Origin of the sequence: Helicobacter magdeburgensis (assembly GCF_000765825.2) — a bacterium.
GTDB classification, from domain to species: domain Bacteria; phylum Campylobacterota; class Campylobacteria; order Campylobacterales; family Helicobacteraceae; genus Helicobacter_C; species Helicobacter_C magdeburgensis.
The window spans coordinates 1-25,173 of sequence record NZ_JRPE02000004.1 but is presented as its reverse complement, the minus strand read 5'-3'; the positions used below and the strand labels follow the sequence as shown (position 1 = coordinate 25,173).

Genomic DNA, 25,173 nt, shown 5'->3' with positions numbered 1-25,173 from the left:
TAAAAATGAAAGAAAATATGACACCAAAGCAGATTGTAGAATACCTTGATGGCTATATTATAGGGCAGAGTGAGGCTAAAAAAGCTGTGGCGATTGCGTTAAGAAACCGCTATCGCAGAATGAAGCTTGATAAGGAAGTGCAAGATGAGATAACGCCTAAAAATATTTTGATGATTGGTTCAACAGGTGTGGGAAAAACGGAAATTGCTCGCAGAATGGCAAAAATGATGGGATTGCCCTTTGTCAAAGTGGAGGCGAGTAAATATACAGAAGTTGGCTTTGTGGGGCGAGATGTAGAATCTATGGTGCGAGATTTAGTCTTAGCAAGTGTCAATCTTGTAGAGAATGAGCATAGACAAAAAGCACAAGCGGAGATTAATGACTACATTATTGAAAAAATTACCAAAAAGCTTTTGCCACCACTGCCGCAGGGGGCTAGTGAATCTAAGCAAAATGAGTATGATATAAGCTTTGCTAAAATGAAGCAAAAAGTACTTAAAGGCGAGGTTGATGAGCTAAAAATTGAAATAGAGATAAGCAAAAAGGCACAAGTGGGCGATGATAATCTGCCACCGGATATGATAAAAGTCCAAGAGTCCATTTTTAAAGTGCTAAATGTTACAAATGATAAGGTCAAAAAGGAAGTGAGTGTCAAAGAGGCAAAAGAGGCTTTAATGTATGAAGCCACAGAATCCGTGCTAGATTCAGAAGCTATACGAGCAGAGGGGCTAAAAAGGGCAGAATCTAATGGTGTGATTTTCATTGATGAGATTGATAAGGTCGCCGTGGGAAGTAAGGATAGCTCAAGGCAGGATCCTAGCAAAGAGGGTGTGCAAAGGGATTTGTTGCCTATTGTTGAAGGTAGTGTGGTCAATACAAAATATGGGCAGATAAAGACAGATTATATTTTATTTATCGCCGCAGGGGCGTTTCACTTTAGCAAACCAAGTGATTTGATACCAGAATTGCAGGGGCGATTTCCCTTGCGTGTGGAGCTAGATTCACTCAATGAAGAGAGTTTGTATAAGATTCTAACCCAAACCAAAAGCTCACTTTTGCGGCAGTATCAGCTCTTACTTGATACAGAAAATATTAGGCTTGAATTTAGCGATGAGGCTATACGCGAGATAGCAAAGCTCTCTCATAGTGCCAATGAACGCACAGAAGATATTGGTGCAAGGCGGTTGCATACGACTATTGAAAGAGTGCTAGAAGAGATTAGTTTTGATATTGATACTTATCAAGGTAGGGAGATTACTATTACAGCGGAGATGGTGAAAGAGCGATTGGGAGATGTGGTAGAAAATGTGGATTTGGCACGATATATTCTCTAAGCAGTGGGCTTGTAGCTTTAGGCAAGGGGGATTATATGTCTAAATCTTGTTTGGAATCTGGCACAAACTTAGAATCTTATGAAAATATAGAATCTCAAGTGAGTTTAGAATCTAGTGTGAAGCTGCCTACCCGCTCTGGGTTTGTGGCTACACTTGGCAGACCAAATGCTGGGAAATCAACGCTTTTAAATCATCTTTTAGGGGAAAATCTAGCCCTTGTTTCACATAAAGCAAACGCTACGCGTAAGCAACTCCAAATCATTGTGCCTTATGCCCCGCTTAACGCACAAATAGTGTTTGTAGATACGCCCGGGATTCATCATCAAGAAAAACTGCTGAATCAATATATGCTTTCACAGGCTTTGAAGGCTATGGGTGATTGTGATTTAGCACTTTATCTCGCACCGATTACCGATGATGTGAAGCATTATCAGCATTTTTTAGAACTCTATCAGGGCAAACATATTTTACTTTTAAGTAAAAGTGATACTTGCAGTAATGAAGCGATACTCGCAAAAATGGCGGAATATCAAAAATTTGATAAGCATTTTCTAGCTCTTTTGCCTTTTAGTGTAAAAAAGGGCTTTGATAGGGATTTGCTTTTAAAGAGCATTGCGAGTTTTCTGCCACAATCGCCCTTTTATTATGATGAAGAGTTGCTAACACCATCTTCAATTAAAGAAATTTATAAAGAAATGATACGAGAAAGTTTGTTTGAGAATCTTAGCGATGAGATTCCTTATGAAGCAGATGTGATGTTAAAGCAATTTGAGAAGGGGGAAAAGCTAGATAGGATTTTTGCGGAAATTATTGTGGAGAAGCAAAGTCAAAAGGGCGTTGTGATAGGCAAGGGTGGTTCTAGTATTAAACGCATTAGCAAATGTGCGAGAGAAAAAATTTTAGCTTTAAGCCCAAAGCCTGTGTATCTCAAGCTTGATGTGAGCGTGTATAAAGGCTGGAGTAAGCAAAAAGACCTATTGAAAAAAATAGGGTATGATTTTACTTTATAAATAAAGGAGTGAAAAGTATGGGATTTGTGAAAAAAGTGCTTATATGTATGGCGATGTGTGTGGGGTATGTATATGCCCTAGATCCACAGCTTGTAGCATTGGTTAATGAATATAAAAAAAATGGCATAGGCAGTATAGAATCTAAGCTTGAAGGGTATTTGACAAGCAAAGAATATTGGGCAGAGTATCTCAAAGAGAGTGCGACAGAATATGGGTATTTTGAGGATTTGAAATTTTTATTTGTATCAAACAAATCTGCCCCATCACTGCATTTGTATCAATTTAAAGATTCTGCATTGCACGAGCTTGGCAGCTCTTCAGCTCTTGTGGCAAAAGGTAAGGGCAATAAGAAAAAAGAGGGTGATTTGACAACGCCCATTGGCTCGTATGATTTAAATGCACGATTAACCGGGCTTGATCAGTATTATGGACCTTTGGCATTTTCTACAAGCTACCCAAATGTGTATGATCAATCGCTTAAAAAAACAGGCGGTGGAATCTGGATTCACGGATTGCCTTTAAATGGCAATAGAGAAGAGCTGAATACGCGAGGTTGTATTGCTATTGATAATGAGTTATTGAAAAAGTATGATAGGCTCATTGATTGGAAAAAAACAATGCTTATTACTTATGAGGGGGAGTTAAAACCTGCTGATGTTGATGAACTCGCCCTTGTGCTTTCAAGCTTGTATCAGTGGAAAAATGCGTGGCAAAAAAGCGATTTGACAAGCTATCTTGCCTTTTATGATGAAAAAGACTTCTATCGCCCCGATGGTATGAGCTTTAAATCTTTTAGGGAGCATAAGAAAAATATTTTTGCTAAAAATGAAGATAAGGTGATTAGAATCTCACTTGTAAATGTCTCAATCTACCCAAATGAAGCCCATAGAAATATGTATCGCATTAGCTTTATGCAGGATTACAAAGCCACACTCAAAGGTAAGCCAAGCTTTAGCTCTGTGGGCAAGAAAGATATGTATGTTGTGGTGGAGAATGGTAAAATGAAGATTCTAAGTGAAAGGTAGAATCTGCCTATCCTGCGTTGTCTTTTTTTTAATTCGGGTAGAATCTAGTTTAAACAACATTATCATATTAAGGAGTTAAGGATTATGAATAAACTATGGAAAATTATCGGATTCACACCATTTGTTTTAGTGGCTTTCATTAATGCCTTTGTGGATTTGGGACACAAAATCACTATCCAAAATACGCTGTATAAAGTCTATGATGGCAGTGAATTGACATTGCTTACAAGTATTATTAACGCCCTTATTTTGCTGCCTTTTATTCTGCTTTTTACGCCTTCTGGATTCTTGGCTGATAAATTTCCTAAAAATATCGTTATGCGTGTGAGTGCGTGGTTTTCTGTGGCGATTGTGAGCTTTATTACACTTTGTTATTTTATGGGTTGGTTTTGGCTTGCATTTATTGCTACACTGCTTATGGCGGTGCAATCAGCGATTTACTCTCCTGCGAAGTATGGTTTTATCAAGGATTTGGTAGGCAAAGATATGCTTGCTTGGGGAAATGGAGCTATGCAGGCAACGGCTATCGTGGCGATTTTGGCAGGTATGAGTGTGTTTTCACTCTTTTTTGAGACAATGTATAGTGCAAGTGGCTTGGGATTTTTAGCAACAAAAGGTGAGATTTTACAAAGCATTGCCCCACTTGGTTTTGTTCTTATGGCGTGTGCGGTGGCGGAGCTATATTTATGCTATCGTTTGCCTACAATGACACAAGGCAGCAGTGAAAGCTTTGATAAAGAAGCATATGTAAGCGGTAAATCGCTGAAAAGGAATCTTGCCCTTTTACAATCTCATCGCAATATTTGGCTCTCCGTCGTTGGCATAGCCGTATTTTGGTCAATCTCACAGCTTTTACTCGCCTCATTTCCAACCTATGTGAAAGCCGAGTTCAATGAACTCAATACTTTCAAGGTGCAAATGATTATAGGTTTTTCTGGGCTTGGGATTATTGTTGGCTCAATTATTGCGGGGCGATTTTCTAAGCAATATATTGAAACGGGTCTTATCCCCTTAGGAGCTTTGCTTGTGTGTCTAATGACACTTTTGCTTTTAAGTTTTTCTTCACTCGCACCTTATGCGATTGTGTTTTTTCTTTTTGGTATGGGTGGGGCGTTGTTTGTGATACCGCTGAATGCACTCATTCAGTTTCACGCAAAAGAGGGGGAGCTAGGCAAGGTTTTAGCTGGGAATAACTTTATCCAAAATATTGGAATGCTAGGATTCTTGGCCATTGGCACAATCGCGTCATTAGCACAAATTGAAGTGAGCTATTTATTTTATCTTTGTATGGTTGTAGCCATTGGCGGAATGATTTATGTTGTGAGACTTCTGCCTTTTTCTTTGGTTAGAATGCTTGTTACTCTCGCTTTTTTTCAACGCTATCGCTTAAATGTTGAAGGTTTTGAGAATATACCCGAACAAGGCGGTGTGCTTTTGCTAGGTAATCATATTTCTTTTGTGGATTGGGCGATGGTGCAACTTGCCCTGCCTAGAAAAGTGTATTTTGTAATGGAGCGAAGCTATTATGATAGATGGTATATACGCATTTTCCTTGATCTTTTTGGGGTGATTCCTGTCTCAAATGCGGGGAGTAAAAGGGCATTAGAATCTATCGCACAAAAACTGCAAGAAGGGCATATGGTCTGCCTTTTTCCTGAGGGGTCAATCTCTCGGCACGGACATTTGAATGAGTTTAAAAGTGGCTTTGAGTTAGCAGCCAAACACCTAGAATCTCATCAAGCAGTGATTTTGCCCTTTTATATCCGTGGTTTGTGGGGGAGTGCGTTTTCGCGTAGCCACACAGGATTCCAAGAGAGACGCAAAAGCTTTGCTAAACGCAATATTACCATTGCCTTTGGAGAATCTTTAGATATTCATTCAAACGCCCAGCAAGTAAAGGCTAAGGTTTTTGAGCTTTCTTTTAGTGCGTGGAAGTCCCAATGTGAATTCTTACCAACGCTTGGCAGAGCGTGGATAGATTCTGCAAAAAAATGGGGCAGTGAAGTGGCGATTGTAGATAGTATGAGTGGCTCTATGAGCTATACAAGAATGCTTGCCATTACGCTTATTCTCTCCAAACTTTTTGCTAATCAAACTAAAGGACAGCAGAATGTGGGGATTATACTCCCTGCCTCACTTGCTAGCTCGTTATGTAATCTTTCACTCCTTATGGCGTCAAAAACTATTGTGAATCTTAACTTCACCGCGGGGCAAAAAGCCATTGATGCTGCTATTGCTTCAGCACAGATTGAGACTATTTATACTTCGCAAAAGTTTATGGATAAGCTTATGGGCAAGGGGGTGGCTTTGAGCTTTCCACAAAATGTGAAAGTGCTGTATATGGAAGATTTAATCGGTATTGTTAAATCAAACAAGATTGATTTTGTTTGCAAGATGATTCAGGCAATTTTGCTTCCATCTTTTATGTTGAAGTGGCTGTATGTAAAGGGTGTGAAAAATACCGATGTAGCGGCGATTTTATTTAGCAGTGGGAGTGAGGGGAAGCCAAAGGGTGTTATGCTTTCTCACCTTAATATTATGAGTAATATTTTGCAAATTTCTGATGTGATTCACGCAAGGAGTGAAGATTCTATGCTTTCATCTCTGCCACCTTTTCACGCCTTTGGGCTAACTGTTACAATGCTTATGCCTTTGCTTGAGGGAATGCTTTCAGTTACTCACGCAGACCCAACAGACGCGGTGGGTATTGCCAAAGCGGTAGCAAAAAACAAGGTAAGTGTGATGTGTGGGACTTCTACATTTTTAGGGATTTATGCGAGAAATAGCAAGGTTGATAAGATGATGTTTGATTCCTTGCGACTTGTTGTGGCTGGGGCAGAGAAGCTTAAAAAAGATGTCAAAGAAGCCTTTGTGATGAAGTTTAATAAAGAGATTTATGAGGGCTATGGAGCGACAGAGACTACACCTGTGGCGAGTGTGAATCTGCCTAGTGAGTTTGATGCGGATAATTGGGAGCTACATAAGGCAAGCAAAGATGGAAGTGTGGGTATGCCATTGCCCGGAAGTGCGATAAGAATTGTTGATCCAAATACTATGGAAGAGCTTCCTGTGGGGGAAGATGGCTTGATTCTCATCGGCGGACATCAAGTAATGGTAGGCTATCTCAATGATGAAGAGAAAACGCGTGAAGTGATTGTAGAGCTTGATGGGATTCGGTGGTATAAGAGCGGAGATAAGGGGCATTTGGATAGTAATGGCTTTATTCATATTGTGGATAGGTATTCGCGTTTTGCTAAGATTGGCGGAGAGATGGTGAGCCTTGGGGGGATTGAAGAGGAGATTGCTAAGATTATAAAGAAAGAAGAGATTGATGAGAGTGTGAAATATGTCGCTGTGGCACTTGAAGATAGTAAAAAGGGTGAGAGTGTAGTGCTGCTTGTGAGCGGGGAGCAAGAGCAATGTCAAAAATTAGAATCTGCATTAAAAGATTCTGCCCTGCCTACACTCTTTAAGCCATCAAAGATTCTGTATGTGGAGGCAATTCCCGTGCTAGGCTCGGGCAAGGTAGATTTAAAGGGTGCTAAAGATTTGGCAAAAGATCTTGTGGGGTAAAGAAACAAAGGAGTAAAAAGTGAAAAAAGAAATGTTAGAGTTTTATATCAAGCGTTTATTTGCAAAAGTGTTGTGTTGGTTTATTCCAACTAAGCAATGGCGTGTAGATGTAAGGAGTAAGTTGCGTTTTGGTAAAAAGTTGGTGGTGCTTAAAGATGTAGATTCTTATGTGCCACAAGATGTGCTAAAGATGATGGATACCCTTTCACCGGTAGATTTTTTAGGAGATTATAAGAGTGTATTGCAACCAAAAACACTTGAAGAAATTTTGAAAAATAGAGCAAGTGGCGACATAGTTTCTTATCCCCCCCCCCATTAGAAGCTTTACAAGAAAAAGCTAAAAAAGCACATTTGTATGTCAAACATAAGGGGTATTTTCAGGCTGATAAGAATGCTACTTCAATATATTCTCCACGCAATCCTTGGGCGTATATTCGTGTTAGAAATGAGGCTCATACATTAAGGGCGTGTTTGTATTCTATTTTGCCAGCAATCCAAAGAGGTGTCATAGGATATAATGATTGTGATGATGGAAGTGAAGAGATTATTTTAGAGTTTTGTGAAAAGTTTCCAAGCTTTATTCCTGTGAAATATCCACATCATATAGACTTTAGCCATCCACAGAGCGAAGAAAATAAACTTTATATGTATTATGCCTATGTGCTAAAAGTCGTGCCAAAGTATGAGTGGCTTGTAAAAATTGATGTGGATCATATATATGAAGCAAGAAAGCTTTTTAAGAGTTTTTATCTCGCACAAAAAGTATGGGATATGGTGTTGCATTCACGCATTAATTTTCTTGCTGATGAGAATGGAGTAAGGATTCAGAGTAGCTGCACTGAAGTATATGAGGGGGATCATTGGCTTATCAATAATTTTGGCTTAAAATTTGAGATTCTCTATGATAGAATTGAGCAGCTTATCCCCCATACAAATCATTTGATTTCAACGGAATTGCCCTCGTGGCATTTTCCATATCAAAAGGATTCTCGTAAAATTGATGCTCAAAAGTTTCAATGGGTAGCTTTAGAATCTTGGCAAAGCAGTGAAATAGGCACACGCATAGATAAAATAATGCTAAAAAGTGATGTAATGGATACTTTTGTGCGAGAATTTGAGTGAGTTTTGTGAAAAAATATAGGTTAAGTGGCTTTGAGATTCTATAATTTATCCTTATAATAAGGAAAATAAAAAATTGAAAAATGTCTAAAAATAGGCAAAGTGCTTGACTTTTTTTTCAAAATTGATTATAATCACGAGCCAAAAACATCAAATTATTTGGTGAGTTCTTTAGATAAGGAAAGAATATGGAAAGAATACGACTTAGGCTCAAAGCTTATGATCATAGGGTTCTTGATAGGTCGGTTGCATCTATCATAGAAGCAGTTAAGAGGACAGGTTCGGAAATAAGAGGTCCAGTGCCACTTCCTACCAAAAAGAAGCGATACACCGTTCTTCGTTCGCCACATATCAACAAAGATTCTCGTGAGCAGTTTGAAATTAGAGTGCATCATCGTATTATTGACATTATGTCGGCTACTCCTGATACCGTGGATAGTCTTATGAAGCTTGATTTGGCACCTGAAGTAGATGTTGAAGTTATGTCTATGAGTAAATAATACTAAGCATAAGGATTTTAAGAATGGAATTTATAGTTGAAAAAATCGGTATGAGCCGCACAATAGGCACAAAGAGCGAAGCGGTAACATTGCTTCGTGTGCTTGGTGCAAAGGTGTGCGAGGTGTATGAAAATGGCAAGGGACTTGTAGCATATTCACAAGGAAAGGCTACAAACAAGGCTGTTGCAGGGCAACAGAAGAAATATAGCCTAAGCAAAGAGTTTAATCGCTTTGCTACCTTGAAACTGAGCAACAAGGAAGTAGGTGAGCTTGACACAGGTGTCTTGGGTGAAGCAAAACGCGTTCAAGTGAGATTCAAAACAAAGGGGCGTGGATTTAGCGGTGCGATGAAACGATGGAATTTTCAAGGTGGTCCAGCCGCACACGGAAGCAGATTCCATAGACGCTTAGGCTCTATCGGTAATCGTGAGTGGCCCGGACGCGTTCAGCCGGGTAAGAAGATGGCTGGACATTATGGAAATGAGCTAGTGAGTGGAAAAAATGATGTAATGTCATTTGATAAAGAAAGTGCTATTTTGGTGCTAAAGGGTTCAGTGGCTGGATTCAATGGTGCATTTGGCAGAATACAAATCATAAAGTAAGGTAAGGCAGAATGAGTAAAGCAATTTTGTTAGACAACAAGCTTCAACAAAGCAGTGAGCTTGCGTTGCCCGAGAGATACACGCAAATTAAAGAGCATAATCTTTATTTGTATGTGAAATCTTATCTTGCTTCGCTTAGGGCAAATAATGCTCGTGCGAAAAAACGCGGCGAAGTAAGTGGCGGTGGTAAAAAGCCTTGGAATCAAAAAGGCGGTGGTCGTGCGCGTGCGGGAAGTATCACTTCTCCGGTGTTTGTTGGCGGTGGTGTATCTCACGGACCAAGCAATGATAGAAATTATAATCTTAAGATTAATAAAAAACAAAAGCGACTTGCCCTTGAGTGTGCGTTACACCAAAAAGCACAGGAAGGCAAACTTTTTGTGATAGGTTCAGTAGCTATGCCAAGTGGGAAAACGAAAGATGCGTATGCGATGTTTAAGGCATTGAAGCAAAGAAGCACTTTGTTTGTAGCACAGATGAGTGATGAACCAACTTTCTTGGCTTTTAGGAATTTGCAACAATGCTATTTGGCAGATGCAAATGAGCTGAATGCGTATTTGGTAGCGGCATTCCGCTCGGTTGTGATTGAAAAAGCAGTGTTTGATGAAATCATTGCGGATAAAAAGGGGGAATAAATGGCAGACATTACAGATATTAAGTCAATCCTCTATACAGAAAAATCTCTTTCTCTTCAAGAAAGCGGTGTGCTAGTGGTGCAAACTGCTGTCAATGTGAGTAAAAATCAGCTCAAAGAGATTTTTAAAGAATATTTTGGGATTACGCCTGTAAGGATTAACTCCTTGCGACAGGAAGGTAAAGTCAAAAGATTCAGAGGCAAAATTGGTCAGCGTGCGTCTTATAAGAAATTTTATGTAAAAGTTCCAGAGGGCGCAAAACTTGATGCGCTATCAGTGTAAGGAGTAGGATATGGCAGTAAAAACATATAAGCCCTATACCCCAAGCCGAAGATTTATGAGTAATCTTAGCTCAAAGGATATTACTGACAAGGCGAGTGTAAGAGGGTTGCTTATCAAGTTGCCTGTGAGTGCGGGAAGAAATAATAATGGTCGTATTACAAGCCGCCACAAAGAAGGTGGTGCAAAGAAGCTGTATAGAATCATTGACTTTAAACGCAACAAGTTTAATATTGAAGGCAAGGTTGCTGCGATTGAGTATGATCCATACAGAAATTGTCGTATTGCACTTATTCATTATGTTGATGGAGAAAAACGATACATTATCCAGCCAAGTGGCTTGAAGGTTGGCGATGTAGTATTTGCAGCTGAATCTGGGTTGGACATTAAAACAGGTTTTGCAATGAAGCTTAAAAGCATACCCATTGGGACGATTGTGCATAATATAGAAATGCACCCGGGTGCTGGTGGGCAGCTTGCAAGAAGTGCTGGAGCGAGTGCGCAGATTATGGGGCGTGAGGGAAAATACATTATCCTTAGAATGCCAAGTGGCGAGATGAGATATATCTTAGAAGAATGTATGGCGACTATCGGCGTTGTTGGCAATGAAGATTTTGCTAATATCTCTATTGGTAAGGCTGGACGCAATCGCCATCGTGGTATCCGCCCACAAACTCGTGGTAGTGCGATGAACCCTGTTGATCACCCACACGGCGGTGGTGAGGGCAAAACCGGCTCAAGCGGACACCCTGTTTCTCCTTGGGGAACTCCGGCTAAAGGCTTTAAAACTCGTAAGAAAAAAGCGAGTGATAGATTGATTATTTCAAGAAAGAAAAAATAAGGTAGGGAAGTATGGCAAGATCAATTAAGAAAGGTCCTTTTGTTGATGATTATCTCATCAAAAAAGTTGAGAAAGCAAAAGAGGGCAAGGATAATAAACCCATCAAGACTTGGTCAAGAAGAAGCACGATTTTACCTGATATGATAGGGCTAACTTTCAATGTCCATAATGGCAGAGCGTTTGTGCCTGTGTATATCACTGAAAACCACGTGGGCTACAAACTTGGCGAGTTTGCGCCTACGCGGACTTTTAAAGGACACAAAGGCAGTGTCCAAAAGAAAATTGGTAAATAAGGGGAGAGAATGAGTAGAGCATTGTTAAGATATATTCGGTTGTCTCCAACAAAAGCGCGTCTTATTGCAAGAGAAGTGCAGGGTATGAATGCTGAACTTGCGATTGCAAGTTTGGAATTTACTCCAAATAAAGCTGCTAAGCTTATTTCAAAAGTGATTGCTTCAGCGGTGGCAAATGGTGGCTATGATGCACAAGATGTGATTGTAACTTCTTGCCGTGTTGATGCTGGTCCTGTGTTGAGGAGATTTATGCCACGCGCTAAAGGTAGGGCTACACCTATTAGGAAGCCAACAGCACATATTTTGGTCGAGGTAGGCACACAAAAGTCTCAAGCTAAGCAGGTAGAATCTAAGTCTAAAGATTCAAAACCTAAAGATTCTAAAAAGATAGAAACTAAAGAAGCTAGTGCTACTAAGAAACCAGCTACAAAAGCAAAAGTAGTAGAGAAAGCCCCAAAAGCTGACAAGGTAGAAAGCAAAGAGGTTAAGCCAAAATCAACTCTAAAAGCTCCTGCTACGAAAAAGACAACAGCGAAGAAAAAAACTGAAGGTGAGGAACAATAACAATGGGTCAAAAAGTTAATCCAATAGGTTTAAGATTAGGTATCAATCGCAACTGGTCTTCTCGATGGTTTTCTGTGTCCCAAGCGACACCTTCAAATATCTTAGAGGATCACAAGATTCGTAAGTTTTTAAAGCGTGAGATGTATTATGCGGGTGTGAGTGAGATTATCATTGAGCGTGCAGCAAATAAGATTCGCGTAACAGTGGTGGCTTCTCGTCCGGGCTTAATCATCGGTAAAAAAGGTGTAGATATTGATAAGCATAAAGAAGCTTTGAAAAAGATTCTTAATAAAGAAGTGTTTATTAATATCAAAGAAGCTAAACGCCCTCAAGCAAATGCACAGCTTGCAGCTGAAAATATCGCAACACAGCTTGAAAAACGCGTAGCATTTAGACGCGCTATGAAAAAGGTAATGCAAGCAGCGATGAAAGCTGGTGCAAAGGGTATCAAGGTGAAAGTTTCTGGTCGTTTGGCTGGGGCTGAAATGGCAAGAACAGAGTGGTATATGGAAGGGCGTGTGCCTTTGCATACATTGCGTGCAAAAATTGATTATGGCTTTGCAGAAGCGATGACGACTTATGGAATCATTGGTGTTAAAGTATGGATTTTCAAGGGCGAAGTGTTGCATAAGGGTATTATGCCTGAGAAAAGGGAAGAAAGTAAGGGCGGGGATAAAGAGCGTCCTAAATCAAGAAGAGGGAGGCAGTAATTATGTTAATGCCAAAACGGACTAAATATAGAAAACAGATGAAAGGTCGCAATCGCGGAAAATCTTTCCGTGGAGCATCTTTGGCATTTGGCGATATTGGGATTAAGGCAGTGGAACACGGACGCATAGATTCAAGACAAATAGAATCTGCGCGTATCGCGATGACGCGTCATATCAAAAGAGCGGGAAAAGTGTGGATACGCGTTTTCCCTGATAAACCTTTAACAGCAAAGCCATTGGAAACAAGAATGGGTAAAGGTAAAGGTGGTGTAGAAAAATGGGTTATGAATATTAAACCCGGTCGTATGATTTATGAGATGGCTGGGATTGATGAAGCTTTGGCGAGAGAGGCTTTGGCTTTAGCTCAAAGTAAGCTTCCTTTTAAAACCAAAATCATAACGAGTGAGAGTGAAAATGAAATTTACTGAGTTACAAGATAAGGACATTGCGGAATTGCAAAAAATGTTGAAAGAGAAAAAGTCGTTGCTTTTTGAAAAAAGATTGCAACTCAAAACTATGCAACTTACCAATCCAAGCGAGATTAAAACAATTCGCAAGGATATTGCTAGAATTAACACAGCCTTGAGTGCCAAAAAAAATTAATGGAAAGATTAAGGATTGACTATGAGTGAAAAGCAAGCACATAAGAGAGTGATTCAGGGTAGGGTTGTCAGCAAGGCTGGTAACAAAAGCGTGGTGATTTTGGTGGAACGCAAGGTTGTTCACGCGAAGTATCGTAAGATCGTTAAGCGTTTCAAAAAATATACTATTCACGATGAAAATCACGAAACAAAGATTGGTGATGTGGTGAGTGCAATTGAATGTAAGCCTATTTCAAAAACAAAAGCGTTTAGATTCAAAGAAATTATTACCGCAGGAGTAGAGCTATGATACAAAGTTTTACAAGATTAAGTGTCGCTGATAATAGCGGTGCAAAGGAAATTATGTGTATTAAGATTCTAGGCGGAAGTCATAGGCGGTATGCACGCGTGGGCGATGTAATCGTTGCTTCTGTGAAAAAGGCTATTCCAAATGGAAAAGTAAAAAAGGGACAGGTTGTTAAAGCGGTTGTTGTAAGAACAAAAAAAGAGATTCATCGTGAGAATGGCTCTTTAGTGCGTTTTGATGATAATGCGGCGGTGATCCTTGATGCCAAGCGTGAGCCTATTGGCACGAGAATCTTTGGACCAGTAAGTAGAGAAGTGCGATACGCAAACTTTATGAAAATAGTATCGTTAGCTCCGGAGGTGTTATAGTGGCAAAGTTTAAGATTAAAAAAGGCGATATGGTGCAAATTATCGCAGGAGATGATAAGGGCAAGAAAGCAAAGGTTTTGCAAGTTTTGCCTAAAAGTGCGCAAGTCATCGTGGAAGGTTGCAAACTTGCAAAAAAATCAGTTAAGGCAAGTGAAAAGAATCCAAAAGGTGGTTTTGTGTCTAAGGAAATGCCAATGAGTATTTCAAATGTAAAAAAAGCGGAAGGAGATAATTAATGTTTGCTTTAAGAGACAAGTATAAAAATGAGATTATCCCCCAGCTTAAAAGTGAGCTTAATATAAGCAATCCTATGTTGCTTCCAAAGCTTGAAAAAATTGTTATTAGTGTGGGAGCAGGTGATCACGCAAAAGATTCTAAGATTATGCAAAATATTGCTGATACGATTTCGCTCATAGCGGGGCAAAAGGCAGTTATTACCTTAGCTAAAAAGTCTGTTGCAGGATTCAAAATGCGTGAAGGTATGCCTATGGGTGTGAAAGTAACCTTGCGTGGTAAGATGATGTATAACTTCCTTGAAAAGCTCATTGTCATTGCGTTGCCTCGTGTGAAAGACTTTAGAGGTGTGAAACGCAATGGCTTTGATGGGCGTGGAAATTATAGCTTTGGTTTGAATGAGCAGCTTATGTTCCCTGAAGTCGTATATGATGACATTATGGTAACACACGGAATGAATATCACACTTGTAACTTCTACTCAAAGCGATAAAGAGGCGTTTAAGTTGCTTGAGCTACTTGGTATGCCTTTTGCGAAAGGACGATAAAATGGCGAAAAAATCAATAATTGCAAAGGCAAAAAGGAAAGCAAAATTTAGTGCGAGGACATACACAAGATGTCAAGTGTGCGGAAGACCTCATTCTGTATATAGAGATTTTGGACTATGTAGAGTATGCTTACGAAAAATGGGTAATGAGGGCTTGATACCCGGATTGCGTAAAGCAAGTTGGTAAGGAGTAGAGTATGGTAAATGATATTATTGCAGATTCTTTAACGAGAATTCGTAATGCTTCTATGAGACGATTGGAAGTGACGACTTTGTATTACGCAAAAATTGTTGTTTCAATTTTAGAAGTATTTAAAGCGAAAGGCTTTATTAAAGATTACAAGGTGAATGATAAAGATGGAAAGCAGTCCATTATGGTGCAGCTTGCTTATGATGAGCGAGGTAAGAGCGTGATTAATGAGATTAAACGCATTAGCAAACCCGGACGCCGTGTCTATAAGGCAAGAAGTGAGCTGAAGCGTTTTAAAAATGGCTATGGCACAATCGTGGTTAGCACAAGCAAAGGTGTAATTGGCAATGACGAAGCGTATAAAGCAAATGTCGGTGGCGAAGCACTTTGCAGTATATGGTAGGAGAGAGAGATGTCAAGAGTTGGAAAAAAACCTATTAGTATCCCAAAAGGTGTTGAAGTATCTTTGCAAGGGAGCAAGATTCTATTTAAGGGTGCAAAAGAGCAAAAAGAGCTTGAAACTTATGGACGCGTTAAAATTGATTTGCAAGGCGATGCTTTGAGTTTTGCTTGTGTAGATTCTCAGGCACAATCTCGTGCGTATTGGGGAACCTATCGTGCGTTGGCAAATAATATTGTTGTGGGTTTGAGTCAAGGATTTAGTAAAGTGCTTGAGATTAATGGTGTTGGTTACAAGGCAAGTATTAATGGTAAGAATCTAGAGATGGCATTAGGCTTCTCTCACCCAGTTGTGTATCCTATCCCTGCGGGAATTGAGATGAGTGTAGATAAAAATACAATTACCATTAAGGGTGCTGATAAACAGCAAGTAGGGCAGATTGCTGCCGAGATTCGCGAGTTTAGACCACCAGAGCCATACAAGGGCAAAGGGATTAAATATAGTGATGAGACAATTGTCCGCAAAGCGGGTAAAACTTCTAAAAAATAGTATAGGGGCGTGATATGACAGAAAAGGTGTTGAAACGAAAGCAACTTCTCAAGGTAAAGAGAAAGCTCCGCACAAGGGGTAGGATTTTTGGCGTGGCAGATAAGCCGCGAATAAGTGTGTTTAAGTCTAACAAGTATCTTTATGCACAAGCTATCAATGATGAAGCAGGTGTAACATTGGCAAGTGTAGATGGCAAAAAGCTTGGCTTGGGTAATAACAGGGAAAATGCAAAGCAGATTGCCATTGAATTTGCAGGATTATTAAAAAAAGCCAAGATTACAGAGGCGGTATTTGATAGAAATGGATACCTTTATCACGGCGTTGTAGCGGCATTTGCTGATACTTTGCGTGAAAATGGCATAAAGTTATAAAAGGAAGCTTATGGAAATCAATAGAGAAGAATTTAGCGAAGTTGTTGTGAATATCGGTAGGGTTACTAAGGTTGTAAAAGGTGGGCGTAGATTCCGCTTTAATGCACTTGTTGTTGTAGGGAATAAAAATGGACTTGTTGGCTTTGGGCTTGGTAAGGCAAAGGAAGTTCCCGATGCGATAAAAAAAGCTATTGATGATGCGTTTAAAAATATCATCAAAGTGAATATTAAAGGCACAACGATTGCTCACGATATTGAGCATAAATATAATGCAAGTAAGATTCTATTAAAACCAGCAAGTGAGGGAACAGGTGTTATCGCTGGTGGCTCTACGCGTCCGGTAATAGAACTTGCAGGCATTAAGGATATTTTGACAAAATCACTTGGGTCAAATAATCCTTACAATGTGGTGCGTGCGACTATTGATGCACTTGCACGAATTAAAGCTTAAGGAGTAACTTATGCTAGAAAAAATTAAACCCGCACAAGGTAGCACAAAAGACATTAAGCGTGTAGGTAGAGGGCAAGGCAGTGGTATGGGAAAAACCTCCACTCGTGGTGGCAAAGGACAAACTGCTAGAAGTGGTTATAAGGCAAAGAGAGGATTTGAAGGTGGACAACAGCCATTGCAAAGGCGTTTGCCTAAAGTGGGCTTTACTTCGCGTGTGCAAAAGCCTATTGTCATCAATGTAGATAAATCACAAATCTTTGATTCAATGGCACAAATTGATATGGAGACTTTACGCAAACATTTTAGTATTCCTAAAAATGCGGTAAGTGTTAAACTTATTGGCTCAAAAGCTAAGGGTTTGGTGTCTAAAATCAAAGATGAGTGTATTAAAACAAGTGGAAGTAAATAATGACAAAAGGCATTGTAAATAAGATTCTTATCACACTTGCTTTTTTATTTGCGTATAGAATCTTGGCGTATGTGCCAGTCCCGGGTGTTGATGTATCTATCATTAAGTCATTTATTGATGATAATGCAAATAATGCCTTAGGCTTGTTTAATATGTTTAGCGGTAATGCGGTAGAGCGTTTTAGTATCATCTCCTTGGGTATTATGCCCTACATCACAGCTTCTATCATTATGGAGCTTCTCGCAGCGACTTTTCCTAATCTTGGCAAAATGAAAAAAGAACGCGATGGTATGCAAAAATATATGCAAATCGTGCGTTATGCAACTATTGGAATTACGATTATTCAAGCAGTGAGTGTAAGTATTGGACTAAATAGTATGAGCAATGGGGCTATTAAGATTGATTTGAATCTATTCATCGTTGTGGCTGTGTTTTCTATGCTTACGGGGACAATGTTGCTTATGTGGATTGGGGAGCAGATTACGCAACGCGGTGTGGGTAATGGGATAAGCCTTATTATTTTTGCTGGGATTGTTTCAGTAATTCCTTCAGATATTGGTAAGACTTTTAATCTTGTAAATACCGGACAACTCAATGTCTTTGTACTCCTTATTCTTCTTGTGGTAATTTTGGTTACTGTTGGGGTAATTATTTTCATTGAGTTGGCTGAGAGACGCATACCTGTTTCATATGCACGCAAGGTTGTTATGCAAAATCAAAACAAACGCATTATGAATTACATTCCTGTAAAAATGAATCTAAGTGGCGTTATCCCCCCTATTTTTGCTTCCGCGTTGCTTGTGTTTCCTTCCACGATTTTACAAGCTTCTTCAAATAGCGTGATTCAAGCTGTGGCGGATATTTTACGACCTGATGGGTATATATATAATCTTTTAATGTTTATCTTTGTAATTTTCTTTGCATATTTTTATGCTTCTATTGTGTTTAATGCCAAGGATATTGCAGATAATCTTAAAAGGCAGGGTGGTTTTATACCCGGTTTGCGTCCCGGTGAAGGAACGACAAATTTCCTTAATAATGTTGCAAGTAATCTTACATTTTGGGGCGCGTTGTATTTAGCTCTTGTCTCCACACTTCCTTGGGTGCTTGTGAAATTTACGGGGGTGCCTTTCTATTTTGGTGGGACAGCAGTGCTTATTGTCGTGCAGGTTGCCATTGATACGATGAGACGCATTGAAGCCCAAATCTATATGAGTAAATATCAAACGCTAAGTGCCGTAGGGCTCTAAGAGTATGGCGATTAGTATTAAGAGCAAAAAAGATATAGAATCTTTGCGGATACCAAATAGGATTGTCGCTCAAACTTTGCAGCTTTTAGCTTCTCAAGCAAAAGAGGGGGTTTCTCTCCTTGAGCTTGATAGTATGGCAAAAGATTTTATCGCTTCACAAGGCGGAAGAGCTGCTTTTTATAAACTTTATGGATTCCCACAATCAATCTGCACATCACTTAACCAAGTTATCATTCACGGCATACCTAATGAGTATCGTTTGCAAAATGGCGATATTTTGGGGATTGATATCGGTGTGGAATATGGTGGCTGGTATGGCGATGCAGCGATTAGTGTTGGGATTGGTGAGATAAGCACGGAGAATGAGAATCTTATTGCGTGTGCAAAAGATGTCTTGTATGAGGCTATTTCACACATTAAAGTGGGTATGCGATTTAAGGAATTGAGCTTTTTTTTACAAGATTCTATTATAAAGCGTGGTTTTGTGCCATTGCGTGGCTTTTGCGGACACGGAATAGGGAGAGCTCCCCACGAAGAGCCAGAGATTCCAAACTATATAGAATCTCCTAATATGAAGCAGGGTCCAAAGATTAAAGAGGGTATGGTGTTTTGTATAGAGCCAATGATTGCTCAAAAAGATGGTGAGCCTGTGATTTTGGGCGATAAGTGGTCTGTTGTGGCTAAAGATGGATTAAATGGAAGTCATTATGAACATACCATTGCTATTGTAGGTGGCAAGGCAGAGATTTTAACGGAGGTATAAAATGGCAAAAGATGATGTGATTGAAGTTGATGGGAAGGTGATTGAGGCATTGCCAAATGCTACTTTTCGCGTTCAGCTTGAAAATGGGCATATAGTGTTGTGTCATATTGCTGGAAAAATGCGTATGCACTACATTAAGATTTTACCCGGTGATGCGGTCAAAATTGAGCTTACACCTTATAGTTTGGATAAGGGTAGGATTACTTATAGACATAAATAATTCGTGTAAGTAGTTTTTAAATATTTTTTCTGTAAAATCCGCGGTTTTAACTCAAAAAAGTTAAAAAATCATAAGGAGTAGGTATGAAAGTTAGACCTTCAGTCAAAAAGATGTGCGACAAATGCAAGGTTATTAAGCGTAAGGGCGTGGTTAGAGTGATTTGCTCAACCCCAAAACATAAACAAAGACAAGGATAAACAATGGCTAGAATTGCTGGTGTAGATTTGCCAAAAAAGAAAAGAGTAGAATATGCTCTCACTTATATTTACGGCATTGGGCTTAAAAGTTCAAGAGATATTCTCAAGGCTGTAAATATTTCTTTTGATAAGCGAGTTTTTGATCTCAGCGAAGATGAAGTTTCATCAATTGCAAAAAAGATTCAAGAGAGTTATATGGTGGAGGGAGATCTCCGTAAAAAGGTAACAATGGATATCAAAGCCTTAATGGATTTGGGAAGCTATCGTGGTTTAAGACATAGAAAAGGCTTACCTGTTCGCGGACAGACAACTAAAAATAACGCCCGCACACGCAAAGGTAAGAAAAAAACAGTTGGTAGCAAGTAAGGAGTAGTCAAATGGCAAAAAAAAGTATAACAAAGAAAAAAGGTGCTAAGAAGAATATTGCACGAGGTGTTGTGTGTATTTCTGCGTCATTTAACAATACAAATGTAACTGTTACTGATGAAATGGGTAATGTGTTGTGCTGGGCTACCGCTGGTGGTTTGGGATTCAAAGGGAGTAAAAAATCCACTCCTTATGCAGCACAACAAGCAGTAGAATCTGCGATGGAAAAAGCAAAGGAATGCGGTATTAAAGAAGTTGGCATTAAAGTGCAAGGACCGGGAAGCGGACGCGAGACTGCGGTAAAAAGTGTTGGTGCGATTGAGGGCATTAAGGTATTGTGGCTTAAAGATGTTACGCCACTGCCACATAATGGGTGCAGACCACCAAAAAGAAGAAGAGTGTAAGGGGTAGAGATGGCACGATATAGAGGACCAGTTGAAAAACTAGAAAGACGATTTGGCGTTTCTTTAGCGTTAAAAGGTGAGAGAAGATTGGCGGGAAAAAGTGCGCTTGATAAGCGTCCTTATGGACCCGGACAGCACGGACAAAAGCGAGGTAAAATTTCTGAATATGGCTTACAGCTTCGTGAGAAGCAAAAAGCTAAAATTATGTATGGTGTAAGTGAAAAGCAATTCCGTGCGTTGTTTAGAGAGGCGAACAGACAAGAGGGTAATACGGGTGAAAATCTTGTGCGTATCATAGAGCAACGGCTTGATAATGTTGTGTATCGTATGGGCTTTGCTACGACTCGCCGCTTTGCGCGTCAGCTCGTTACACACGGGCATATTCTTGTAAATGGTAAGCGTGTGGATATTCCTTCATATATGGTTAAGCCCGGGCAAAAAATTGAAGTAAAAGAAAAGAGCAAGAATAATCCACAGGTTGTTCGAGCGATTGATTTGACAGCTCAAACAGGTATAGTGCCTTGGGTAGATGTGGATAAGGAAAAGAAGTTTGGTATTTTTACACGTTTTCCACAGAGAGAAGAGGTAGTGATACCTATTGAAGAAAGATTGATTGTTGAGCTTTACTCTAAATAATAAATAATATTAAGGACGCAGAATGAATATGATTAAAATTGAGCCTTATATCCCTACAGATATAAGCATTGAAGAGGTTTCAAGCAATAGAATTAAAATCAGTGCTTATCCTTTTGAATCTGGTTATGCTATTACCTTGGCACATCCATTGCGTCGCTTGTTGCTTTCAAGCTCTGTGGGGTATGCTCCTACTGCACTTAAGATTCAGGGTGTTACACACGAGTTTGATTCTATTCGTGGGATTGTTGAAGATGTTTCTCATTTTATTAGCAATCTTAAAAACATTCGCTTTCTTATCAAAGATGAGACACTTGATAGTGTGCAGGTGCATTATGAGTTTAAGGGACCTATGGTGCTAAGTGCTAATGAGCTTGCCAATGAAAGTGTAGATGTGGTGAATCCTGAGGCGTATTTGGCTACAATTAATGAGAATGCTTCAATTAGTTTTTCACTCATCGTGCAAAAGGGTATAGGCTATGTGCCAAGCGAGAGTATCCGTGGCAAGATAACAGAGGATTATATTCCTCTTGATGCATATTTTACGCCCGTGAAAAAGGCTGTTTATGAGATTGAAAATGTGCTTGTTGAGGACAATCCAAACTATGAGAAGATTATCTTTGATATAGAGACAGATGGGCAGATAGAGCCACTTACTGCCTTTAAAGAGGCTATATCGGTTATGCATAAGCAAATGAGTATCTTTGGTGTTGATTTAAGTGCTACGCCAAATGGCAGTAAAAGCATTGCTGAAGATTCTGGGGAGTTGAAGACATTGATGATTAAGATTGATACGCTGAATCTTAGTGCAAGATGCTTTAACTGCCTTGACAGATCAGGCTTGAAGTATGTGGGAGAGCTTGTTATTATGAGTGAAAATGAGCTTAAAAACATTAAGAATATGGGCAAAAAATCTTATGATGAGATAGCTGAAAAGCTAGAGGAGCTTGGATACCCTGTTGGTGGGGAGATTGCTGATGATATTTTGCAGCTTCTTAATCGCAAATTAGCAAAAATTAGAAATAGTTAGGGAGTAGGAATATGAGACACGGACACGGATACAGAAAGCTAGGGCGGACTTCATCACATCGCAAGGCATTGTTAAAGAATCTTGCGATTGCCCTTATCACACACGGCAAAATAGAAACGGGCGTATTTAAGGCAAAAGAATTGCAAAGCTATATTGAAAAGCTTATCACAGCTGGGAAGGCTAATGACTTAAACGCGCATCGTTATGTGTTTGCGTATTTGCAAGATAAGGTAGCGACAAAAAAGCTTGTAACAGAGCTTTCGCCAAAATACGCAGATAGAAATGGTGGCTATACAAGAATCCAACGCACGAGATTGCGAAAGGGTGATGCTTCGCAAATGGCCATCATTGAGTTTGTGTAATATGAGTAAAAAGCTAGGATTTCTAGCTTTTTACTTTACTTTCTAAATTTCTTTCTTTTATTGTTGTTTCTCAACGCTTTTAGTCCGCTTTCAATCTTTTGTTACCTTGCTTAATGATGAGTGTTATATTGCTGTGACTTTCATATTTTAAGCTATACTTTTCCTTTTATTTGACTTAGGCAAAAGGACATAAATGAAAGCGATATATGGGGATTATAGTTATACACATTGTGTGCGGAAACTTTATGCTTTTGATATAAATGGATTACTTCAAGCTTTACAGATTCTTGATGAGTTTATCACTACAAAGCAAAAGGGCTATTTTCTAGGCTATATGACTTACGAGGCTGGAATCTTGCTCCAAGCCCATTGTATGAATGCCTATGCCACTCTGCCTGTCATCACACATCAACACAAAAAGCAGCCCCTATTATATTTTGCCCTTTATCATAAGCGAAAAAAAATAAAATCACTTAAGCCCAAAGGTAAGTTTTCTCTCAATGTCGCTAAAGACTTAGATTACAAAGCCTACAATCAACATTTTCTTGCCATTAAAGAAAATATTAAACAAGGACACACCTATCAGCTGAACTACACTCAAGAGATTTTGCTCCACTCTTCCCTGTCATCAAAACAACTTTTTCAACATCTCTCCCTTAGGCAAAACACCCCATACAAGGCATACATCAGCAATGCTTTTCTTAAAGTCCTATGTTTTTCGCCAGAATTATTTTTCAAAATAAAACATAATATCATTACAACTCAGCCTATGAAAGGCACGATAAAAAGGGCATTACACGATGAGAATCTCAATATAAAAGAGCAAAAAGCAAAAGATAAAGCCTTGAAACTTGCCTTACAAAAGGATAGTAAAAATCGCAGTGAAAATTTAATGATTGTTGATTTATTGCGTAATGATTTAAGCAAGGTGATTGTGCCAAACTCGCTGAAGGTTAAAGAGCTGTGTGCTATTCATTCCTACCCCTCCGTTCATCAAATGATTTCCACAATCAAGGGGCGCTTACACAATGATGTAAATAAGGGCTTTTTGCTTTCACAGATTTTTCAAGCACTCTTTCCGTGTGGCTCTATCACAGGCGCACCAAAGCTTAAGACGATGGAGCTTATCTCACAGCTAGAATCTCGCCCAAGAGGTGTGTATTGTGGGGCTTTGGGTGTTGTTTCACATAAGGAGACTTGCTTTTGTGTACCTATCCGCACTTTGAGTAAGATTCACAATGAAAAGATATATCGCTATGGCGTGGGAAGTGGGGTAGTGTGGGATTCTGTATGTGAAGATGAGTTTGCTGAATTAAAACTAAAAAGTAAGTTTTTAAACGCTCAAAATCGGCAGTATGACTTATTTGAAACAATGCTTTATAGGAATGGGCGTATTTTTCTGCTTGATAGGCATTTGAAGCGATTGCAAAGCAGTGCCTTAGCCTTGGGGTTCAATACAGAGCAGCTCTCCCGCCTTGTCTCATCGCAACGCACAAATCAGCTAGACATTACTACTTTTGACGCATTTTGTATGCAATGTGGAGATTTGTCTTGTATTGATAACACGATGTGGCAGGATTCAACGCAGTTTTGTGAGAATCTTGGCATAAATGGGAGCAAAAATATAAGTAAGCTTAGTAATGAATGTATATTGCGACTTACCTTATGTCATAATGGCAATTTGCGTTTAGAATCCTTACCCCTATTGCCACTTTCTACCAATAAAGTGATAATCTCTTCTAAGACACTAGATTCTACTCATTTGCTTGTTTCGCATAAAACAACCTACCGCTCACATTTTTCAACGGCACAAAAGATGATAGAGCAGGGAAAAATTTTTGATATGATTTTTTATAATCAAAAAGGTGAGATTACAGAAGGCAGCAGAAGCAATATTGTGTGCGAGATGAAAGGGAGATTTTGCACTCCGCATTCACAAAGTGGGCTACTGCAAGGCACATTGCGGAATGTGCTTTTAGATTCTGGGCTTATTTTTGAAAAAAGGCTCACAATTAAGCATTTGCATAAGGCAGATAGAATCTTTGCTCTTAACTCCGTGCGGGGCATAGTGCAAGTGGAGCTAGAAACGCAGAATCTTAAAAATCTTCAAGGCGATAAGCGATGAAACATAATCAACATAAAAAACATAAAAAACGCCCCACAGGTAACGCAAACCCAACAAATAATGCAACCCCCACAAGCCATACAAGCAGCTTTTCACATAAGCAAGTATTGATTATTGATAATTATGATTCTTTTACTTACAATGTCGTATATCTGCTCTCAACCCTTGGTGTTAAACCACAAATTGTGCCAAATGACACGCCACTATCTTGTATAAAAAAGCTTGATTTTTCTCATCTTATCATCTCGCCCGGTCCCAGCCACCCGCTAGATTCAGGCGTGTGTTTGGAAGCAATTGTAACTTTTGCTCCAACGCATAAGATTCTAGGAATCTGCCTAGGACATCAATGTATCGCTCAAGCTTTTGGTGGGGAAGTCATCTCTTTGCCAAATCCCACTCACGCAAAGAGTGTAAGATTATATTTTACGCCAAATGCTTTGTTTGAAGGTATCCCACAAGGCATACAAGTAGCCCTCTATCATTCGCTTTATGTCAGTAAGCTTGGGGAGTGTGAGGCGTTGGGATATAGTGAAAATAATGTGCTTATGGTGCTTAAGACTAAGGATTATGATTGCTATGGTGTGCAGTTTCACCCTGAATCTATTCTGCAACAAAAAGGCAAAAGGATTATGAAAAATTTTCTGACTTTATAGAACTTAAGTGTTTTGTATTTTTATGGGGTTGTGGAGAGTGCTAATGTAGTTTTATTGGTTTTGCTTATGGGATTTGTATTGATTCCACTCACACCACAAGAGATTTTGACTTAAATTATTACATTTTGTTACATACATTTTACTTTTTTCTTATCATTTGCCTTGTTTTAAGGCAAATGGGGGGGGGGGGGGTGCTACAACCGCTCCGCTATGTTTTTTAAACAAGCAAAAATTACAACAAGGAGAATAACAATGAAAAGATTGTTAATTAGCTCTAT

At 39.4% G+C, this 25,173-nt stretch carries 35 protein-coding genes and 2 pseudogenes; all 37 read left to right on the top strand.

What is annotated here, in order from left to right:
* Window positions 1-5: 5 nt before the first annotated feature.
* The 37 genes and pseudogenes from hslU to LS74_RS03455 all read left to right on the top strand — a co-directional run bounded on the left by hslU (window position 6) and on the right by LS74_RS03455 (window position 24,895).
* Window positions 6-1,334, top strand: a complete 1,329-nt coding sequence (gene hslU, locus LS74_RS03635) for an HslU--HslV peptidase ATPase subunit (protein WP_084584331.1) — start codon at window positions 6-8, stop codon at window positions 1,332-1,334.
* Window positions 1,335-1,456: 122 nt separating this feature from the next.
* A complete protein-coding gene (gene era / locus LS74_RS03630) occupies window positions 1,457-2,344 on the top strand; it encodes a GTPase Era (protein ID WP_034589600.1) in 888 nt (295 codons plus the stop codon).
* A gap of 17 nt (window positions 2,345-2,361) precedes the next feature.
* Window positions 2,362-3,369: a L,D-transpeptidase Cds6 family protein gene (locus tag LS74_RS03625; RefSeq protein WP_138128819.1), complete on the top strand. Its 1,008-nt coding sequence runs from the start codon at window positions 2,362-2,364 to the stop codon at window positions 3,367-3,369.
* Window positions 3,370-3,453: 84 nt separating this feature from the next.
* Complete coding sequence (locus tag LS74_RS03620) at window positions 3,454-6,942, top strand: acyl-[ACP]--phospholipid O-acyltransferase (RefSeq protein WP_138128817.1); 3,489 nt, start codon at window positions 3,454-3,456, stop codon at window positions 6,940-6,942.
* Window positions 6,943-6,961: 19 nt separating this feature from the next.
* Window positions 6,962-7,261, top strand: coding sequence for a hypothetical protein (locus LS74_RS03615; protein WP_034585956.1), 300 nt, complete (start codon window positions 6,962-6,964; stop codon window positions 7,259-7,261).
* A gap of 26 nt (window positions 7,262-7,287) precedes the next feature.
* Window positions 7,288-8,064, top strand: a pseudogene (locus LS74_RS03610) (beta-1,4-N-acetylgalactosaminyltransferase); the annotation flags it as partial.
* A gap of 185 nt (window positions 8,065-8,249) precedes the next feature.
* Entirely contained in the window at window positions 8,250-8,561 is a 312-nt protein-coding gene (gene rpsJ / locus LS74_RS03605) for a 30S ribosomal protein S10 (RefSeq protein ID WP_002956243.1), read from the top strand.
* 23 nt (window positions 8,562-8,584) lie between these two features.
* Window positions 8,585-9,163, top strand: a complete 579-nt coding sequence (gene rplC / locus LS74_RS03600; protein ID WP_034585959.1) for a 50S ribosomal protein L3 — start codon at window positions 8,585-8,587, stop codon at window positions 9,161-9,163.
* Window positions 9,164-9,174: 11 nt separating this feature from the next.
* Window positions 9,175-9,798 (top strand): 50S ribosomal protein L4, encoded by a 624-nt coding sequence (gene rplD / locus LS74_RS03595; protein ID WP_034585962.1) that lies wholly within the window; start codon window positions 9,175-9,177, stop codon window positions 9,796-9,798.
* Window positions 9,799-10,080, top strand: coding sequence for a 50S ribosomal protein L23 (locus LS74_RS03590; protein WP_002956246.1), 282 nt, complete (start codon window positions 9,799-9,801; stop codon window positions 10,078-10,080).
* 10 nt (window positions 10,081-10,090) lie between these two features.
* On the top strand, window positions 10,091-10,918 hold the full coding sequence (gene rplB, locus LS74_RS03585) for a 50S ribosomal protein L2 (RefSeq protein ID WP_034585965.1): 828 nt from the start codon (window positions 10,091-10,093) through the stop codon (window positions 10,916-10,918).
* 11 nt (window positions 10,919-10,929) lie between these two features.
* Complete coding sequence (gene rpsS / locus LS74_RS03580) at window positions 10,930-11,211, top strand: 30S ribosomal protein S19 (protein WP_002956248.1); 282 nt, start codon at window positions 10,930-10,932, stop codon at window positions 11,209-11,211.
* A 9-nt stretch (window positions 11,212-11,220) separates the two neighbouring features.
* Window positions 11,221-11,661: pseudogene (gene rplV / locus LS74_RS03575) on the top strand (50S ribosomal protein L22); the annotation flags it as partial.
* 116 nt (window positions 11,662-11,777) lie between these two features.
* Window positions 11,778-12,485 carry a 30S ribosomal protein S3 gene (gene rpsC, locus LS74_RS03570; protein WP_002956250.1) on the top strand — a complete coding sequence of 236 codons (708 nt, stop codon included), beginning with the start codon at window positions 11,778-11,780 and terminating at the stop codon, window positions 12,483-12,485.
* 2 nt (window positions 12,486-12,487) lie between these two features.
* On the top strand, window positions 12,488-12,913 hold the full coding sequence (gene rplP, locus LS74_RS03565; RefSeq protein ID WP_002956251.1) for a 50S ribosomal protein L16: 426 nt from the start codon (window positions 12,488-12,490) through the stop codon (window positions 12,911-12,913).
* Complete coding sequence (rpmC, locus tag LS74_RS03560) at window positions 12,900-13,088, top strand: 50S ribosomal protein L29 (RefSeq protein ID WP_002956252.1); 189 nt, start codon at window positions 12,900-12,902, stop codon at window positions 13,086-13,088. The genes rplP and rpmC overlap by 14 nt, the downstream gene beginning before the upstream one ends.
* A 21-nt stretch (window positions 13,089-13,109) precedes the next feature.
* Window positions 13,110-13,376 (top strand): 30S ribosomal protein S17, encoded by a 267-nt coding sequence (gene rpsQ, locus LS74_RS03555; RefSeq protein WP_002956253.1) that lies wholly within the window; start codon window positions 13,110-13,112, stop codon window positions 13,374-13,376.
* Window positions 13,373-13,741 carry a 50S ribosomal protein L14 gene (gene rplN / locus LS74_RS03550; protein ID WP_002956254.1) on the top strand — a complete coding sequence of 123 codons (369 nt, stop codon included), beginning with the start codon at window positions 13,373-13,375 and terminating at the stop codon, window positions 13,739-13,741. The genes rpsQ and rplN overlap by 4 nt, the downstream gene beginning before the upstream one ends.
* Window positions 13,741-13,977, top strand: a complete 237-nt coding sequence (gene rplX, locus LS74_RS03545; RefSeq protein WP_034585972.1) for a 50S ribosomal protein L24 — start codon at window positions 13,741-13,743, stop codon at window positions 13,975-13,977. Before rplN ends, rplX begins: the two co-directional genes overlap by 1 nt.
* Window positions 13,977-14,522 (top strand): 50S ribosomal protein L5, encoded by a 546-nt coding sequence (gene rplE, locus LS74_RS03540; protein ID WP_014666494.1) that lies wholly within the window; start codon window positions 13,977-13,979, stop codon window positions 14,520-14,522. The genes rplX and rplE overlap by 1 nt, the downstream gene beginning before the upstream one ends.
* A 1-nt stretch (window position 14,523) precedes the next feature.
* The gene (locus LS74_RS03535; protein ID WP_034585977.1) at window positions 14,524-14,709 is read left to right on the top strand and encodes a type Z 30S ribosomal protein S14; all 186 of its coding nucleotides are present in this window, start codon (window positions 14,524-14,526) and stop codon (window positions 14,707-14,709) included.
* Window positions 14,710-14,719: 10 nt separating this feature from the next.
* Complete coding sequence (rpsH, locus tag LS74_RS03530) at window positions 14,720-15,115, top strand: 30S ribosomal protein S8 (RefSeq protein WP_002956258.1); 396 nt, start codon at window positions 14,720-14,722, stop codon at window positions 15,113-15,115.
* A 9-nt stretch (window positions 15,116-15,124) separates the two neighbouring features.
* Window positions 15,125-15,661, top strand: a complete 537-nt coding sequence (gene rplF / locus LS74_RS03525; RefSeq protein ID WP_034585979.1) for a 50S ribosomal protein L6 — start codon at window positions 15,125-15,127, stop codon at window positions 15,659-15,661.
* A gap of 14 nt (window positions 15,662-15,675) precedes the next feature.
* Complete coding sequence (gene rplR, locus LS74_RS03520; protein WP_034585981.1) at window positions 15,676-16,032, top strand: 50S ribosomal protein L18; 357 nt, start codon at window positions 15,676-15,678, stop codon at window positions 16,030-16,032.
* A 10-nt stretch (window positions 16,033-16,042) separates the two neighbouring features.
* Entirely contained in the window at window positions 16,043-16,483 is a 441-nt protein-coding gene (gene rpsE / locus LS74_RS03515) for a 30S ribosomal protein S5 (RefSeq protein WP_002956261.1), read from the top strand.
* A 10-nt stretch (window positions 16,484-16,493) separates the two neighbouring features.
* Entirely contained in the window at window positions 16,494-16,892 is a 399-nt protein-coding gene (gene rplO / locus LS74_RS03510) for a 50S ribosomal protein L15 (protein ID WP_034585984.1), read from the top strand.
* Window positions 16,892-18,142, top strand: a complete 1,251-nt coding sequence (secY, locus tag LS74_RS03505) for a preprotein translocase subunit SecY (RefSeq protein WP_034585987.1) — start codon at window positions 16,892-16,894, stop codon at window positions 18,140-18,142. The genes rplO and secY overlap by 1 nt, the downstream gene beginning before the upstream one ends.
* A gap of 4 nt (window positions 18,143-18,146) precedes the next feature.
* Complete coding sequence (map, locus tag LS74_RS03500) at window positions 18,147-18,905, top strand: type I methionyl aminopeptidase (RefSeq protein ID WP_034585990.1); 759 nt, start codon at window positions 18,147-18,149, stop codon at window positions 18,903-18,905.
* A 1-nt stretch (window position 18,906) separates the two neighbouring features.
* Entirely contained in the window at window positions 18,907-19,125 is a 219-nt protein-coding gene (gene infA, locus LS74_RS03495; protein ID WP_034585993.1) for a translation initiation factor IF-1, read from the top strand.
* Window positions 19,126-19,208: 83 nt separating this feature from the next.
* On the top strand, window positions 19,209-19,322 hold the full coding sequence (rpmJ, locus tag LS74_RS03490; protein WP_002956266.1) for a 50S ribosomal protein L36: 114 nt from the start codon (window positions 19,209-19,211) through the stop codon (window positions 19,320-19,322).
* A gap of 3 nt (window positions 19,323-19,325) precedes the next feature.
* Window positions 19,326-19,688: a 30S ribosomal protein S13 gene (rpsM, locus tag LS74_RS03485; protein WP_002956267.1), complete on the top strand. Its 363-nt coding sequence runs from the start codon at window positions 19,326-19,328 to the stop codon at window positions 19,686-19,688.
* 11 nt (window positions 19,689-19,699) lie between these two features.
* Complete coding sequence (rpsK, locus tag LS74_RS03480; protein ID WP_014666496.1) at window positions 19,700-20,092, top strand: 30S ribosomal protein S11; 393 nt, start codon at window positions 19,700-19,702, stop codon at window positions 20,090-20,092.
* Window positions 20,093-20,101: 9 nt separating this feature from the next.
* Window positions 20,102-20,728, top strand: a complete 627-nt coding sequence (gene rpsD / locus LS74_RS03475; protein WP_034585996.1) for a 30S ribosomal protein S4 — start codon at window positions 20,102-20,104, stop codon at window positions 20,726-20,728.
* 22 nt (window positions 20,729-20,750) lie between these two features.
* Complete coding sequence (locus LS74_RS03470; protein WP_034585999.1) at window positions 20,751-21,755, top strand: DNA-directed RNA polymerase subunit alpha; 1,005 nt, start codon at window positions 20,751-20,753, stop codon at window positions 21,753-21,755.
* Window positions 21,756-21,766: 11 nt separating this feature from the next.
* Complete coding sequence (gene rplQ, locus LS74_RS03465; protein WP_034586002.1) at window positions 21,767-22,117, top strand: 50S ribosomal protein L17; 351 nt, start codon at window positions 21,767-21,769, stop codon at window positions 22,115-22,117.
* A 193-nt stretch (window positions 22,118-22,310) separates the two neighbouring features.
* On the top strand, window positions 22,311-24,242 hold the full coding sequence (locus tag LS74_RS03460) for a bifunctional anthranilate synthase component I family protein/class IV aminotransferase (protein WP_052086377.1): 1,932 nt from the start codon (window positions 22,311-22,313) through the stop codon (window positions 24,240-24,242).
* Entirely contained in the window at window positions 24,239-24,895 is a 657-nt protein-coding gene (locus tag LS74_RS03455; RefSeq protein WP_236096790.1) for an anthranilate synthase component II, read from the top strand. Before LS74_RS03460 ends, LS74_RS03455 begins: the two co-directional genes overlap by 4 nt.
* Window positions 24,896-25,173: the final 278 nt, after the last annotated feature.